Source organism: Paraburkholderia dinghuensis, assembly GCF_003837865.1.
GTDB classification, from domain to species: domain Bacteria; phylum Pseudomonadota; class Gammaproteobacteria; order Burkholderiales; family Burkholderiaceae; genus Paraburkholderia; species Paraburkholderia dinghuensis.
The window spans coordinates 630,328-645,125 of record NZ_RQIS01000001.1 but is presented as its reverse complement, the minus strand read 5'-3'; the positions used below and the strand labels follow the sequence as shown (position 1 = coordinate 645,125).

Genomic DNA, 14,798 nt, shown 5'->3' with positions numbered 1-14,798 from the left:
CCAGAACAACGCGAAAACAAAAAAGGCGCATCGAGCGCCTTTTTTGCTTTTTGCGTTACATTTTTGCTTAGCGGCCCGTGCGAGCACCAACGCGTGCCGCGAGAATCCACCCACGCACCGTCGCCATGCCGAAGCCGCCGAAGATTCCGGAATCCGTACTCGTCGTCATTCACACGCCGCAACTGGATGTGCTGATCATCGAACGTGCCGACCGGCCCGGATTCTGGCAGTCGGTGACGGGCTCGAAAGACCGTCGGGAAGAGCCGTTTCTCGATACCGCCGTGCGCGAGGTGGCCGAGGAAACCGGTATCGTCGTCGGGCCGGGTGGTGTCGCGGGCACGTCGCTTGTCGACTGGCGGCACGAGATCGAGTACGAGATCTATCCGGTCTGGCGGCACCGCTATGCGCCCGGCATCACGCGCAACACGGAACACTGGTTCAGCCTCGAAGTGCCGCATGGCACGCCGGTTACGCTCGCTCCGCGCGAGCATGTTGCGTATCTCTGGTTGCCCTACGAAGAGGCGGCCGCGAAGTGCTTTTCGTCGTCGAATCGCGAAGCCATCCTGCAGTTGCCCGGCCGTCTTCGCGAGGCGCGTGCGTGATGGATATCGATCCGCGTCGCGCCGTCCGGTTGCATGACTTGCTGCTGGGCCGGCGCTACCGGTCGCGCTACCGCTACACGAGCGGCAACGATGTGCGCCTGTTCTGCTCGGGGGCGCACCTCTTCGGCGCGATGATCCAGCGGATCGACGCGGCCACGCGCGACGTCGCGCTCGAAACCTACATCTTCTGCGACGACGAACTCGGCCGCGCGGTATCGGCGGCGCTCATGCGCGCCGCTGAACGCGGCGTACGGGTGCGCGTGATCACTGACGGCATCGGCAGCCCGCGCATCGCGCTCTTCGACGACTGGGTGGCCGCGGGCGTTGAGCATCGCGTCTACAACCCGCATATCTTTGGCCGCTTTGGTTTTTCGCGCACACACCGCAAGCTCGCGGTGATCGACAGTCAATATGCGTACTGCGGCGGCATCAACGTGGTCGACGACCTCGCACAGGACGACAAGGCGTTGCCGTTTCCACGCTGGGATTTTGCTGTCGAGCTGAGCGGTCCCGTGGTTGTCGACGTGCGCGAGGCGATCGAGCTCCAGTGGCGCCGCATCCGGCTTGGCTTCCGACCGCCGTTGCCGGTTCCGTCGGCGCAGTCGCAGTTTCCCGGCGTGCCCGCGAGCGTGGGCTTCATGGCGCCGCACCCGACCGGGCAAGGCACGGGCCGCCCCGTGCCGGCCAGCGATGACGCGCTGCGCGAACTGGCGCCCGTCGAGCCGCTCACCCGTGCGGAGCGCATCGTCGAGCGGCTGCGTGCGCGCCTGCGCGTGAGCGTTCGCGATCCGCGCACCGCGCGAGTGCCGTGTGTGGCGTTTGTCGCGCGCGACAACGTCGTGAACCGGCGCGCAATCGAACGTGTTTATCTCGACGCGATTCGCCAGGCGCGCCATGAAGTTCTGCTGGCCAATCCCTACTTCATGCCGGGGCGGCGACTGCGGCGCGCGCTCACCGAAGCGGCGGGGCGCGGCGTGACGGTACGCTTATTGATCGGACGAAAGGAGTTCAAGCTCCTCGATTACGGCGTGCGGTTCCTCTATCGCGCGCTCCTGTGCGCAGGCGTGCAGATCGCCGAATACGAAAAGACCTTGCTGCACGGGAAGGTGGCCGTCGTCGATTCGAAGTGGGGGACCGTTGGCTCGTCGAACCTCGACGCGCTGAGCCTCGTGCTCAACAACGAGGCCAACGTGCTGATGGTGCTGCACCCGCAGATCCAGGAACTGCGCGATGCGATCCTGGCAGCGTTCGACGATGCCACGCAGATCGACCGGGCTCACTACGAGGCTCGCCCGATGCGCGAGCGGACGGTTAGCTGGCTTGCATATACGACCTATCGTGCCGTCATGAAGCTGTTGACTATCGGCGGCTACGACTAGGCGCGCCTGCCACAAGAAACATAAAGGGAGCAATCGAGAAATTGCTCGCTTGTACCCGGCGCCCAACACGACAAAATTGTCAGACCGGTTAGAAACCGGTTTCTAATAAAGTCCTTGTTGCGCGGACGGCTGGCCATAATAATAGTACGGCCGTTCGCTTTTATTCCAGCCTAAGAACTGGCCACCTCGTTACGGTAGATAAAGCTATGCGAAAAGGCGAACAGACACGAGCCGCGATTCTGGATGCAGCACTCGACCTGGCCAGTCGTGATGGACTTGAAGGGTTGACGATCGGTTTGCTTGCGGAGCGCATGCAGATGAGCAAAAGCGGCGTCTTCGCGCATTTCGGATCGCGCGACGACCTGCAGACTGAGGTGGTGCGCGAGTATCACCGTCGATTCGAGGAAGAGGTCTTCTTTCCGAGCTTGCGCGAGCCGCGTGGTTTGCCCCGCCTTCGTGCGATGCTGTCGCGCTGGTTCGAAAAGCGCGTTCACGAAGTCACGACGGGCTGCATTTATATCAGCGGCGCGGTCGAGTACGACGATCGCGCGGACAGCCAGGTGCGCGAGCAGCTCGTGTCGAGTGTCACGACCTGGCGTACCGCGCTCCTTCGCGCGATTTCGCAGGCGATTGAAGAAGGGCATTTGCGCCGTGACACGGACCCCGCGCTGATGCTCTTCGAGCTGTACAGCGTGACGCTCGGTCTGCACCACGACGGCCGCTTCCTGCATCTGCCGGACGCCGCCGATCATGCGTGGGCCGCGCTGGAAAAACTGATTGTTTCGTATCAGAGCGCAAGCCGCTAACCGCTAACGGCTGGCGCCTGGCGACGCGAAATGCGTCGCGGCAGTACCGGATTGGCAACATTCGAACTTTGGAGATAGGACATGGGACAGTACACCGCGCCCCTGCGCGACATGCAGTTCGTGCTGCACGAACTGCTGAACGTGGAAGGCGAAGTGAAGCAGATGCCGAAGCACGCCGACCTCGACGCCGACACGGTGAACCAGGTGCTCGAGGAAGCGGGCAAGTTCTGCTCCGAAGTGCTGTTTCCGCTGAACCAGGTCGGTGACCGCGAAGGCTGCACGTACGCCGGTGACGGCATCGTCACCACGCCGACCGGCTTCAAGGAGGCGTATGCGCAGTATGTCGAGGCGGGCTGGCCCGCGCTCGGCTGCGATCCCGAATTCGGCGGCCAGGGCCTGCCCGCGTTCGTGAACAACGCGCTCTACGAAATGATGAATTCGGCGAACCAGGCGTGGACCATGTACCCGGGTCTGTCGCACGGCGCCTACGAGTGCCTGCACGCGCACGGCACGCCGGAACTCCAGAAGGTTTATCTGCCGAAGATCGTCTCGGGCGAATGGACGGGCACGATGTGTCTGACCGAACCGCACTGCGGCACTGACCTCGGCCTCCTGCGCACGAAGGCCGAACCGAACGGCGACGGCTCGTATGCCATCTCCGGCACGAAGATCTTCATCTCGGCCGGCGAGCATGACATGGCGGCCAACATCGTCCACCTCGTGCTCGCGCGTCTGCCTGACGCGCCGCCGGGAACCAAGGGCATCTCCCTCTTTGTCGTGCCGAAGTTCGTGCCGAACGACGCGGGTGTGCCGGGCGCACGCAACGGCATCAAGTGCGGCTCGATCGAACACAAGATGGGCATTCACGGCAACGCGACCTGCGTGATGAACCTCGACGGCGCGAAGGGCTGGCTGGTCGGTGAACCGAACAAGGGCTTGAACGCCATGTTCGTGATGATGAATGCCGCGCGCCTAGGCGTCGGCATGCAGGGTCTCGGCCTCACGGAAATCGCCTACCAGAACTCGCTCGCGTATGCGAAGGACCGTCTGCAGATGCGCGCGCTGACCGGCCCGAAGGCGCCGGAGAAGGCCGCCGATCCGATCATCGTGCATCCGGACGTGCGCCGCATGCTGCTCACGCAGAAGGCCTGGGCCGAAGGCGGTCGCGCGTTCTCGTACTGGTCGGCGTTGCAGATCGACCGCGAACTGTGGCACGGCGACGAATCCGAGCGCAAGGAAGCTGCCGACCTCGTCGCCTTGCTCACGCCGATCATCAAGGCGTTCCTCACCGACAACGCATTCGAGAGCACCAACCTCGGCATGCAGGTGTTCGGCGGCCACGGCTTCATCTCCGAGTGGGGCATGGAGCAGCACGTGCGGGATGCGCGCATCAACCAGATTTACGAAGGCACGAACGCGATCCAGTCGCTCGACCTGCTGGGCCGCAAGGTGCTCGGCGACATGGGCGCGAAGCTCAAGAAGTTCGGCAAGCTCGTGACGGAGTTCATCGAAGCCGAAGGCATCAAGCCGGAAATGCAGGAGTTCGTGAACCCGCTCGCCGACATCGGCGACAAGGTGACGAAGCTCACGATGGAAATCGGCATGAAGGCCATGCAGAACCCGGACGAAGTGGGCGCGGCAGCGGTGCCGTACCTGCGTACAGTGGGTCACCTCGTATTCGCGTATTTCTGGGCGCGCATGGCGCGTATCGCGCTCGACAAGGAAGCGTCGGGTGATCCGTTCTACAAGTCGAAGCTCGCCACGGCGCGCTTCTACTTCGCGAAGCTGCTGCCGGAAACGGCTACCGCGATTCGCCAGGCGCGCGCGGGCTCGAAGACCCTCATGGAAGTCGACGAAGCACTGTTCTAAAAGCCCTGGCAAGCGTGGCGCGGTTTCTCACCGCGCCACGCTCGCACGATGTCCAGACGCGGCGCCGCAGTGAAGAGTAAAGCTTCACGCACAGAACGCCGCGCACACTCCCAATCCGCTCGACATTGCATATCCGCTGGAGGAAACAACGTGAGCAATCTCATTATTCGCAAGGTGGCCGTGCTCGGCGCCGGCGTGATGGGCGCGCAGATCGCAGCGCACCTGATCAACGCGCGCGTGCCCGTGCTGCTGTTCGATCTGCCCGCGAAGGAAGGCCCGAAGAACGCCATCGCGCTCAAGGCGATCGAAAATCTCAAGAAGCTCTCGCCCGCGCCGTTCGGCGTGAAGGACGACGCGCAGTACCTCACGCCCGCGAACTACGAAGACGACATCGAAAAGCTCGCGGAATGCGACGTGGTGATCGAGGCGATCGCCGAACGCATGGACTGGAAGCATGACCTCTACAAGAAGGTCGCGCCGCACATCGGTCCGAATGCGATCTTCGCGACCAATACCTCGGGCCTGTCGATCACCGAACTGTCGCATGGTTTCGACGCTGAACTGAAGGCACGTTTTTGCGGCGTGCACTTCTTCAATCCGCCGCGTTACATGCATCTGGTCGAGCTGATCCCGACCGCGCAGACGAAGCCCGAAATTCTCGACCAGCTCGAATCGTTCCTGACGAGCGTGGTCGGCAAGGGCGTCGTGCGTGCGAAGGACACGCCGAACTTCATCGCGAACCGCGTCGGTGTCTTCTCGATCCTCGCCGTGGTCGCCGAAGCGAAGAAGTTCGGTCTGCGTTTCGACGAAGTCGACGATCTCACGGGTAGCCGCCTCGGCCGCGCGAAGTCGGCGACGTTCCGCACTGCCGACGTCGTGGGCCTCGACACGCTCGCGCACGTCATCAAGACGATGCAGGACAACCTGAAGGACGATCCGTTCCTCCCGGTCTACGAGACGCCGGCCGTGCTGGCGGGCCTCGTGGCGAAGGGCGCGCTCGGCCAGAAGACGGGCGGCGGTTTCTATCGCAAGGAAGGCAAGGCGATCAAGGTGCTCGACCCGAACACGGGTGAGTACGTCGACGGCGGCGGCAAGGCCGACGAACTCGTGGGCCGCATCCTCAAGCGTCCGCCCGCAGAGCGCCTGAAGTTGCTGCGCGAGTCGGAGCACCCGCAGGCTCAGTTCCTGTGGTCGATTTTCCGCGACGTGTTCCATTACATCGGCGTGCATCTGCAGTCGATCGCCGATAACGCGCGCGATATCGATCTCGCGATCCGTTGGGGTTTCGGCTGGAACGAAGGCCCGTTCGAAGGCTGGCAGGCCGCCGGCTGGGCGCAGGTCGCACAGTGGGTGAAGGAAGATATCGAAGCCGGCAAGGCGCTCTCGAATGCGCCGCTGCCCGCATGGGTCTTCGAAGGTCCGGTCGCCGCGAACGGCGGCGTGCATGGCGCCGAGGGCTCCTGGTCACCGGCTGAAGCGCGCTTCGTGCCGCGCTCGAATCTGCCGGTGTACGAGCGCCAGGTGTTCCGCGCGGCGCTCCTCGGTGAATCCGGAGCACGCGATCCGAAGACGTTCGGCAAGACGCTCTTCGAAAACGAACACGTGCGCGCCTGGACCGATGATCGCGCGGGCGAGGACGACGTCGTCATCGTCTCGTTCAAGTCGAAGATGAATACGATCGGCCCGGGCGTGCTCGATGGCCTCACGAAAGCGATCGAGATCGCGGAAGCCGGCTACAAGGGTGTCGTCGTGTGGCAGCCCACGTCGCTGAAGCTCGGCACGCCGGGCGGCCCGTTCTCGGCCGGCGCGAACCTCGAAGAAGCCATGCCCGCCTTCATGATGGGCGGCGCGAAAGGTATCGAGCCGTTCGTGAAGAAGTTCCAGGACAGCATGATGCGCGTGAAGTACGCGAACGTGCCGGTCGTGGCAGCCGTGTCGGGCATCGCGCTCGGCGGCGGTTGCGAGCTGATGCTCCATAGCGCGAAGCGCGTTGCGCACGTCGAAACTTATGTCGGTCTCGTCGAAGTCGGCGTGGGTCTCGTGCCTTCGGGCGGCGGCCTGAAGGAAGCCGCGCTGCGTGCGGCGGATTCCGCGCGGGCCATCGGCGCCGCGCCGAGCGATCTGCTGCGATTCCTGCAACAGTCGTTCGAAAATGCCGCGATGGCGAAGGTGTCCGGCTCGGCGATCGAAGCGCGCACGATGGGCTATCTGAAGCCGTCCGACACGATCGTCTTCAACGTGTTCGAGCTGCTCGACACGGCGAAGAAGGAAGCGCGCGCGCTGAGCCAGGCGGGCTATCGTCCGCCGCTGCGTGCGACGCAGATTCCGGTCGGGGGCCGCTCGGTCATCGCGACGATCAAGGCATCGCTCGTCGGCATGCGCGACGGCCGCTTCATCAGCGATCACGACTTCCTGATCGCGAGCCGCATCGCCGAAGCCGTGTGCGGTGGCGATGTCGAAGCGGGCAGCACCGTCGACGAAGAATGGCTGCTCACGCTCGAGCGCCGCGCTTTCGTCGAGTTGCTCGGCACGCAGAAGACGCAAGAACGCATCATGGGCATGTTGCAGACCGGCAAGCCGGTGCGCAACTAAGCGGCACGACATACTGGATACGGACTGGAGTATCAGATGAGCAAACAGTTGCAGGACGCATACATCGTCGCCGCGAGCCGCACGCCCATCGGCCGTGCGCCGCGCGGCGCGCTCAGGAACACCCGCCCGGACGAGATGCTCGTCCACGCGATCAAATCGGCAGTGGCGCAGGTGCCCGGTCTCGACACGAAAGTGATCGAAGACGCGATCGTCGGCTGTGCGATTCCCGAAGCCGAGCAAGGCTTCAATGTGGCGCGTATCGGCGCGCTGCTTTCGGGCCTGCCGAACACGGTGGGCGGCGTGACCGTCAACCGGTTCTGCGCGTCGGGCCTCACGGCGCTCGCAATGGCGGCCGATCGCATTCGCGTTGGTGAATCCGATGCGATCATTGCGGGCGGCTGCGAATCGATGAGCATGGTGCCGATGATGGGCAACAAGCCGTCGATGTCGCCGCACATCTTCGATTCGAACGAGAACATCGGCATCGCCTACGGTATGGGCCTGACCGCCGAGAAGGTCGCAGAGCGCTGGAAGGTGAGCCGCGAGGCGCAGGACGCGTTCTCCGTGGAATCGCACCGCCGCGCGCTCGCCGCGCAGCAGGCCGGCGAGTTCAATGACGAGATCGCGCCGTACACGATCGTCGAACGCTACCCGGATCTCGCGTCGGGCGACGTGAAGGTGAGCGAGCGCGTGATGGCGCTCGACGAAGGTCCGCGCGCGGACACGTCGATGGAAGGCCTCGCGAAGCTGCGTGCCGTGTTCGCCAACAAGGGTTCGGTGACGGCGGGCAACAGTTCGCAGACGTCGGATGGCGCGGGCGCGCTGATCGTCGTTTCGGAGAAGATGCTCAAGCAGTTCAACCTGACGCCGCTCGCACGCTTCGTGAGTTTTGCAGTGCGTGGCGTGCCGCCGGAGATCATGGGCATCGGCCCGAAGGAAGCGATTCCGGCAGCGCTGAAGGCCGCAGGCTTGAAGCAGGACGACATCGACTGGATCGAACTCAACGAGGCATTCGCCGCGCAATCGCTGGCGGTCATCCAGGACCTCGGTCTCGATCCGTCGAAGATCAACCCGCTCGGCGGTGCGATTGCGCTGGGTCACCCGCTCGGCGCGACCGGGGCGATTCGTGCAGCGACCGTCGTGCACGGCCTGCGTCGCCGCAACCTGAAGTACGGCATGGTGACGATGTGCGTCGGCACCGGCATGGGCGCGGCGGGCATCATCGAGCGTCTATAAACGTATCGGGCAACATTGTCGACACGGTTCGCAGGCTTCGCGGTTTGCGAACCGTTTTTCGTATTGGGGTGATGGAGCATGACAGGAGACAACCGGATGACTCAGCCGACCCATGCAATCGAGATCACACGCGAAAACGGCGTGCTGACGATCACCATTAACCGGCCCGAGCGCAAGAACGCGCTCACGCCCGCGATGTATGAGGCGATGAACGAAGCACTCGCGTCGGCGCATGAGGACGCGTCGGTGCGCGTCGTGCTGCTGCGCGGCCAGCCCGGGATTTTCACGGCCGGCAACGACATCGAAGACTTTCTGAAGACGCCGCCCACAGGCAACGATTCACCCGTGATGCGCTTTCTCTACGCCATCGCGGGCGCCGAAAAGCCGCTCGTCGCGTCGGTGGCGGGCGCGGCGGTCGGCGTGGGCACGACACTGCTGTTGCACTGCGACATGGTCTATGCCGCCGACACGGCAAGCTTCGCCATGCCGTTCGCGCAGCTCGGACTCTGCGCGGAAGCGGCGTCGTCGCTGCTGCTGCCGCGTATCGCCGGTCATCAGCTCGCGGCGGAAAAGCTGCTGCTAGGCGAGATGTTCGATGCCGCCGAGGCGCACCGCATGGGATTCGTGAATCGCGTGCTGCCCGCCGCCGAACTCGACGCGTTCGTCGCCGCGCAACTGGCGAAGCTCGTGGCGCTGCCTGCTTCGTCGCTGCACGTGACGAAGGCGTTCATGAAGCGCGCGAGCCAGCACGAGATCAAGGCGCGCATCAGCGCAGAGGCCGTGCAGTTTGGCGAGATGTTGCGCATGCCCGAGGCGCGGGAAGCGTTCACGGCGTTCCTGCAAAAGCGCAAGCCGGATTTCAGGCAATTCGACGGCGCGCCGGACGGTGCGGAACGGGGAACCCGGAACGCGTCCAGGCCCTCGGACGTTCAGGCCGTCTCGTAATCGACGTAGCCCGATTCGCGGCAGAAGCTCACGAGCCGCAGTCCAGCGCGCTGGGCAATGGCGATGGCGAGCGAGGAGGGCGCGGAGATCGTCGCCAGCATCGGGATGCCGACACGCGCCGCCTTGCGCACCAGTTCGTAGCTCGCGCGGCTCGACAGGAATACGAAGCCTTGCTGCGTGTCGGCGCGCGCGAGCACCAGTTGGCCGATCAGCTTGTCGAGCGCGTTGTGACGGCCGACGTCTTCGAACGCGTAGACGATCGCGCCCTGCGCGTCGCACCACGCGGCCGCATGCAGGCCGCCTGTGAGCTGCGTGAGCACCTGATGCTGCGGCAGTTCTCGTGCAGCGCGTGCGATGGCGTCAGGCGCGAGGCGCCGGATGAAGCCCGTGTCGGGTACGCGTTCGGGCTGCAGATCGAGCAGATCGATGCTCTCGATTCCGCACACGCCGCAGCCGGTGCGTCCGGCCAGCGCGCGGCGCTTGTCCTTGAGCCCGGCAAAGGCCTGCTGGACGACCGTGAGATGGACCTCGGCGTGGGGCAAATTCGTGTCCTCGCGGAAAACGACCTCGATGTCCTGAATGTCCGCATTGCGCGCGACGATGCCTTCCGAAATCGCGAACCCGACGGCAAACGCTTCGAGGTCGCGCGGCGTACACATCATCACCGCGTGGGAGATGCCGTTGAACACGAGCGCGACGGGCCACTCCTGGCCGACGTGATCGGCGCGCGTATCGACCGTGCCGCTCCCGTGGCGATGCACGCGCAGTTCGATGACGCCGGGCTGGCCGGTGGTTTCCAGTGGGTTCAAGCGCATTACTCCATCAAGCCTGACGTGGCGCGGTCGCGCGCCGCGCGGAAGGTTCTAAAATACCTCAAGCGGACGCCTCCCGCTCGCGTCCGCTTCGCGAGGATACTGCCATGGCATTGAACGAAGCTCCGCTCCTGTTCCGGTTCGAGGTCGAGTCGTCGGAGAATCTCACCTACATTCCGATGTGCGTGCGCTTCAATCTGGACCGTTTCGGGCTGCGCATCTCGCTCGCGCAGTGGCAGCTGTTGCCGCTGGAGGACCGGCTGCTGCTGGCGCGTTTCCCCGTCGACGAGGACGTCTCGACCGAGACCAACTTCGACCACGCACTCTTCGAGATGTTGCGCACGCACGCCAACGTCGAGCCGGAGTGGTTCGCGCCCGAGGAAGCGCCAGCCTGGCGCGACGTCAGCATCGTGCCGGGCGGCATCGCGCACCAGGCGGCAATGGCGAGTCTGGCTACCCCGGACGTCGACGCGTGGGCGCGCCTCGCGCCGTTTCAGCGCTATGTGCTCGCGAAGCTCGCGCGCAAGCCGGAGAGCAACCACGACTTCGTGCCCGCGATGCGCGAGTTCGGCCTGGCTGCTCCCGTCTAAGCGCCGGTCTGAGCGCCGTTCCCGGCGTGATCCGCCAGAAAACGCCGATTTCTCCCCTTTTTTCTCTCAAGCCTCGCCAAAGCGTGCCGTTATCTGATTAGGCGCAACGAAAGCCCGCCTTTCGCATCAGGTCGTTTTCCCTCGTCCCGCGCGCACTTCCAGGCGGACGGACGACGTTCGGCACACAATGAACTCTCTTTTTCCAAGGCGCCAGCTCATCAATCTGGCGGTCGTCGTCGCGGCCATCGGGGCCAATGCGTTTGTCGCATGGTCGCAGATCGGCTCGCAGCGCGAAATCGATACGCGAGCTGCGCGGGCCTCGTCCGTGCGACACGATCTCGACCGCTTCCGCGAGGCGCTGGATTCCGGTCTGGGCGCGCTTGGCCGCTTCGTCGCTTCGGGCGCGCTCGACACGCCCGAGGCGCACGCCCGGCGCGTCGCCGTCCTGGACGACGCCGAGCGTTCCACGCGCGCGGAACTCACGGACGATCCGGAGCTTGCGGCCCGGTTCGACGCTTTGACTGGCGAAGCGCACGCCTTGGCGCGCGATATCGACGACACGCTCGCGCGCGCTCAGCAACGTGTCGCCGACGAAGAGGCGCGGGTTGCAGGCGCGGCTGAGATGACCCGCGCGGACGCGGGCGAGGCACACGATGGGCGCGGCGCGGCCGCCCCCAATCCTGGCCCGACGAGCGATGCCGGGCCCGCGGCTTTGGCCGACCCGTCCAGACCGAGCAGGCCGAGCGCCACCGGCCAGGCGGCGAGGGCGTACGTCACGCTCGACAGGCGTATCGACCAGATCGACGCGGAGATTTCGGCGCTGCATGGCGCGGAGGATCTTGCGCTGGCTGCCTCGCTCGGCGAATCGGCGCGATCGGCGAGCAATGCGACGGTGCTCCTGATCGTCACGATGCTCGCAGGCGCGACGCTGCTCCTCTACACGTTCGGTGCACGCGAAAGCGCATCGCGTGAGCTGATGCGCGGGTTGCGTTCGCGCGGCGAGCGTTTCCAGGGCCTCTTCGACGCGCACCCCGTGCCGATGTACGTCTTCGACCGCGAGACGCTGCGCTTTCTTGCCGTCAACGCGGCGGCCATCCAGCAGTACGGCTTTAGCGAGGAAGAATTCCTGGCGATGTCGATCCGCGACATCCGCGCGCCCGAGGATGTCTGGCGGCTCGAACAGCACCTCACGCGTTCGGACACGCTCACGCCAAACGTGCGCACGATGGCCGGCATCTGGCACCACCGGCGCCGGGACGGCTCGATCATCAGCGCGGACATCTCGCACCATTCGCTTAACTTCCTCGGCCGCGAAGCGGTCTTCGTGCTCGCCGACGACGTCACCGACACGATCAAGGCCGAAGCGGAAGCCCAGCGCTCGAACCAGATGCTCGAATCGGTGATCGACAACATCCCGCAGCGCATCTTCTGGAAGGACGCCGAATCGCGCTATCTCGGCTGCAACATGGCCTTCGCGCGCGATGCGGGGCTCGCGTATCCCGAGCAGATCATCGGCAAGAGCGACGACGACCTGCCGTGGCGCGCCTACGCCGACCGCGTTCGCGCGACGGATCGCGAAGTGATCGAGTCGGGCCTGCCGAACATCAATTTCGAACTCGAGTTGATCCTCGGCGGCCAGCACACGACGTCGCTCATGAGCAAGCTGCCGATGCTCGACGGCGACGGCAACGTGATCGGCGTGCTCGGTTCATACACCGACACCACCGCGCGCAAACGCGCCGATCTCGCGCTGCGCCTGCAAAGCCGCGCGCTCGACGCCTGCGTGAACGCGATTCTCATCACGGCGCCGGGGCCGGGCGGCAGCAACCTCATCGAGTACGCGAACCCGGCGTTCGGGCGCATCACGGGCTACGATCCGGCGGAAGTGATCGGGCTCGACAGCCGCTTCCTGCAACGCGACGATCGCGACCAGGAGGGCCTCATCACGATCCGCGAGGCACTCCTCGCGAATCGCGAGGTGAGCGCCGTGCTGCGCAATTACCGCAAGGACGGCGTGCTCTTCTGGAACCAGTTGCTGATCGCGCCGGTGCCCGATCCCGACGGCCGCACGACGCACCACATCGGCATCATCAACGACGTCACCGAGTTGATCCGCTATCAGGAACAGCTCGAATTCCAGGCGAACTACGACAGCCTCACGCTGCTGCCCAACCGCAACCTGTTGCGTGAGCGTCTGCAGCAGGCGCTCACGACCGCGCGGCGGCAGGGGCGTGGCGTCACCGTGGTGTTCATCGACCTCGACGGCTTCAAGAACGTCAACGACAGCCTTGGCCACAGTGTCGGCGACCAGTTGCTGCGGGTGGTCGCCGAGCGCCTCGAGCGCTGCGCGCGCACGAACGACACCGTCGCGCGTCACGGCGGCGACGAGTTCGTGGTCGTGCTGCCCGGCATCACGGATGAAAAATCGCTGATTGCCTGGATGGAGCGCACCCGGGCGATGATCTCGGAGCCGGTGTGGCTCGAGAGCATGGAGCATTACGTGGGTTGCAGCATGGGCGCGAGCGTGTTCCCCCAGGACGGCGATGACGCCGAGACGCTGCTCAAGAAGGCCGACGTCGCCATGTACCGCGCCAAGGACATGGGCCGCAACACGTTCCAGTTCTTCCAGCCGGAGATGAACGCGAGCGTCGGCGCGCGCATGAATCTCGAGCGCCGCTTGCGCCGCGCCCTGCGTGACGGCGAGTTCCTACTGCATTACCAGCCGCAGGTTGAGCTGGCGACGGGGCAGATCGTCGGTATGGAGGCGCTCGTGCGCTGGCACGACCCCGAGTCGGGGCTCGTGTCGCCCGCGCAGTTCATCCCGGTGGCGGAGGAGAGCGGTCTGATCGGCCCGCTTTCGGACTGGGTGCTGCGCGAGGCCTGCCGGCAGAATCGCGAGTGGCAGCGCGCCGGGCTGCCGCCGGTGCGCGTGTCGGTGAACCTGTCGGCGCGCGTGTTTCATCAGCGCAATATCGCCGAGCTGGTCACGGAAGTGCTGGCCGAAACCGGTCTCGACGCCTGTTATCTCGAACTCGAAGTCACCGAGAGCACGCTCATGCGCAACACGGAGGAGGCGGTCTCCATGCTGAACGAACTGCATGAGCTTGGGATCGGCATTGCGGTCGACGACTTCGGTACCGGCTATTCGAGCCTGAGCTACCTGAAGCGGCTGCCCGTGGACCGGCTCAAGATCGACCGGTCGTTCGTGGCGGATATCGGCACAAGCGACGACAACGAGACGATTACGGCTGCGATCATCGCGCTCGCGCACGAATTGCAGTTGCAGGTGATCGCGGAGGGTGTCGAGACGTCGGCGCAGTTCGCCTTCCTGCGCGAACGCGATTGCGACGAACTGCAGGGCTACTACTTTTCGCCGCCGTTGCCGGGGGACGATGTCGCGGCGTTGCTCGCCGCGAGTGCCGCGAGTTCCGAATACGGCGAAGGGACCGGCGTGGCCTGGACGGTGTGACGACCACTACAGGCCATGCCAGGCCAGACGAGCTGCACCGGCCGGATCAGTGCGACCGGCCGGCGCGTGCTCAGGCGAGCGGCGGCAGCGGACGCGGACGGCGATCGTCGCCGGTCGCGACATACGTGAGGGTCGCTTCGGTGACCTTGACGACCTTGTCGGCGTGACACATGCGCTGGGCGTACACCGCGACGTCGACGGTCACCGACGTCCTGCCCGTCTTGACGACCTCGGCATAGAAGCTCAGAAGGTCGCCCACGAACACCGGTTCCTTGAACAGAAACGAGTTCACCGCGATGGTCGCGACGCGGCCATTCGCGCGCCGGCTTGCCGGAATCGAGCCGGCGATGTCGACCTGCGACATGATCCAGCCGCCGAAGACATCGCCGTGGACGTTCGAGTCCGACGGTTGCGGCATGACACGCAACGTTGGCGGTTGGGGGGGGAGCGCGGGGGCGTCGTTCATCGGATGGTCCATGAATAAGGTGGGAAGACTGG

The 14,798-nt window shown here is 65.0% G+C and carries 10 protein-coding genes and 1 pseudogene; 9 read left to right on the top strand and 2 right to left on the bottom strand.

Annotated features, from left to right (window positions below; translation table 11 throughout):
* The first annotated feature begins 125 nt into the window (after window positions 1-125).
* From nudB to D1Y85_RS02875, 7 genes and pseudogenes are all read left to right on the top strand, one after another.
* Complete coding sequence (nudB, locus tag D1Y85_RS02905; RefSeq protein ID WP_124149491.1) at window positions 126-602, top strand: dihydroneopterin triphosphate diphosphatase; 477 nt, start codon at window positions 126-128, stop codon at window positions 600-602.
* Entirely contained in the window at window positions 602-1,981 is a 1,380-nt protein-coding gene (gene clsB, locus D1Y85_RS02900) for a cardiolipin synthase ClsB (protein WP_124149490.1), read from the top strand. The genes nudB and clsB overlap by 1 nt, the downstream gene beginning before the upstream one ends.
* A 206-nt stretch (window positions 1,982-2,187) precedes the next feature.
* Window positions 2,188-2,787: a TetR/AcrR family transcriptional regulator gene (locus tag D1Y85_RS02895; protein ID WP_124149489.1), complete on the top strand. Its 600-nt coding sequence runs from the start codon at window positions 2,188-2,190 to the stop codon at window positions 2,785-2,787.
* A gap of 81 nt (window positions 2,788-2,868) precedes the next feature.
* Complete coding sequence (locus tag D1Y85_RS02890; RefSeq protein ID WP_124149488.1) at window positions 2,869-4,656, top strand: acyl-CoA dehydrogenase C-terminal domain-containing protein; 1,788 nt, start codon at window positions 2,869-2,871, stop codon at window positions 4,654-4,656.
* 150 nt (window positions 4,657-4,806) lie between these two features.
* Window positions 4,807-7,248, top strand: a complete 2,442-nt coding sequence (locus tag D1Y85_RS02885; protein ID WP_124149487.1) for a 3-hydroxyacyl-CoA dehydrogenase/enoyl-CoA hydratase family protein — start codon at window positions 4,807-4,809, stop codon at window positions 7,246-7,248.
* Window positions 7,249-7,284: 36 nt separating this feature from the next.
* Window positions 7,285-8,484: an acetyl-CoA C-acyltransferase gene (locus D1Y85_RS02880; RefSeq protein ID WP_124149486.1), complete on the top strand. Its 1,200-nt coding sequence runs from the start codon at window positions 7,285-7,287 to the stop codon at window positions 8,482-8,484.
* Between the two features lie 96 nt (window positions 8,485-8,580).
* Window positions 8,581-9,357: pseudogene (locus D1Y85_RS02875) on the top strand (enoyl-CoA hydratase); the annotation flags it as partial.
* A gap of 56 nt (window positions 9,358-9,413) precedes the next feature.
* Here the strand turns inward: D1Y85_RS02875 and fdhD are convergent.
* Window positions 9,414-10,238 (bottom strand): formate dehydrogenase accessory sulfurtransferase FdhD, encoded by an 825-nt coding sequence (gene fdhD / locus D1Y85_RS02870; RefSeq protein WP_124149484.1) that lies wholly within the window; start codon window positions 10,236-10,238, stop codon window positions 9,414-9,416.
* A gap of 110 nt (window positions 10,239-10,348) precedes the next feature.
* On the opposite strand from fdhD, the gene D1Y85_RS02865 reads away from it, so the two are divergent.
* Window positions 10,349-10,831 carry a nitrate reductase associated protein gene (locus D1Y85_RS02865; protein ID WP_124149483.1) on the top strand — a complete coding sequence of 161 codons (483 nt, stop codon included), beginning with the start codon at window positions 10,349-10,351 and terminating at the stop codon, window positions 10,829-10,831.
* A 187-nt stretch (window positions 10,832-11,018) separates the two neighbouring features.
* Entirely contained in the window at window positions 11,019-14,300 is a 3,282-nt protein-coding gene (locus D1Y85_RS02860; RefSeq protein ID WP_124149482.1) for a sensor domain-containing protein, read from the top strand.
* A 70-nt stretch (window positions 14,301-14,370) separates the two neighbouring features.
* Here the strand turns inward: D1Y85_RS02860 and D1Y85_RS02855 are convergent, their stop codons facing one another.
* On the bottom strand, window positions 14,371-14,766 hold the full coding sequence (locus tag D1Y85_RS02855) for an acyl-CoA thioesterase (protein WP_124149481.1): 396 nt from the start codon (window positions 14,764-14,766) through the stop codon (window positions 14,371-14,373).
* Window positions 14,767-14,798: the final 32 nt, after the last annotated feature.

Coding starts and splice junctions, on each gene's coding strand:
- nudB (WP_124149491.1), top strand. CDS start 126: ATGCCGAAGCCGCCGAAGATTCCGGAATCCGTACTCGTCGTCATTCAC.
- clsB (WP_124149490.1), top strand. CDS start 602: ATGGATATCGATCCGCGTCGCGCCGTCCGGTTGCATGACTTGCTGCTG.
- D1Y85_RS02895 (WP_124149489.1), top strand. CDS start 2,188: ATGCGAAAAGGCGAACAGACACGAGCCGCGATTCTGGATGCAGCACTC.
- D1Y85_RS02890 (WP_124149488.1), top strand. CDS start 2,869: ATGGGACAGTACACCGCGCCCCTGCGCGACATGCAGTTCGTGCTGCAC.
- D1Y85_RS02880 (WP_124149486.1), top strand. CDS start 7,285: ATGAGCAAACAGTTGCAGGACGCATACATCGTCGCCGCGAGCCGCACG.
- D1Y85_RS02865 (WP_124149483.1), top strand. CDS start 10,349: ATGGCATTGAACGAAGCTCCGCTCCTGTTCCGGTTCGAGGTCGAGTCG.
- D1Y85_RS02860 (WP_124149482.1), top strand. CDS start 11,019: ATGAACTCTCTTTTTCCAAGGCGCCAGCTCATCAATCTGGCGGTCGTC.
- D1Y85_RS02855 (WP_124149481.1), bottom strand. CDS start 14,766: ATGAACGACGCCCCCGCGCTCCCCCCCCAACCGCCAACGTTGCGTGTC.